Origin of the sequence: Bacillus haikouensis (assembly GCF_013179555.1) — a bacterium.
GTDB classification, from domain to species: domain Bacteria; phylum Bacillota; class Bacilli; order Bacillales; family Bacillaceae_B; genus Rossellomorea; species Rossellomorea haikouensis_A.
This window is the reverse complement of record NZ_JABMCR010000623.1, coordinates 1-568: the sequence shown is the minus strand read 5'-3', so window position 1 is coordinate 568 and position 568 is coordinate 1. Positions and strand designations below refer to the sequence as shown.

Genomic DNA, 568 nt, shown 5'->3' with positions numbered 1-568 from the left:
AGACGGAAAGCAAACAAAGGGAACAGCATTGTCACGCCCCATCCACATCTGGTCAAGGAATGGCATCCTGATCATAATGAAGGGCTGACTCCTTCCCAAGTATTATCAGGGACAGAGAAGAAAGTGTGGTGGAGGTGCCGGAAAGGGCATGAGTGGGTGGCGACCGTCAATGATCGTGCCAGAAAGAAAACCGGATGTCCTTACTGTGCCGGTCAAAAAGTAACACATGATAATAACCTTGCATTCTTACGGCCCGACCTCGCAAAACAATGGCACCCTTCTAAAAATGAGAATGTAACTCCCTATGATGTTACATCCCGTTCAGCTAAGAAAGTATGGTGGATCTGTGAAAAAGGACATTCTTGGGAAGCACCTGTATTTTATCGGGATAGAGGTAATGGATGCAGCTACTGCTCCCATCAATCTACCTCTTTTCCTGAACAGGCATTATTTTATTATTTAAAAATGGTTTTCCCTAAAATAGATGGGGGTTTTGCCTATAATCCCGACACCAAAGAGAGTGTGGACATTTATCTATCAACTAAATATGCACCACTCCTTGACCCAA

Annotated in this window: 1 protein-coding gene; it reads left to right on the top strand. The window is 44.2% G+C overall.

Features of this window, described 5'->3' with window-relative positions; translation table 11 throughout:
• A partial coding sequence (locus HP456_RS24730; protein ID WP_172255933.1) for a zinc-ribbon domain-containing protein occupies positions 1 to 568 on the top strand: 568 nt, incomplete at both ends.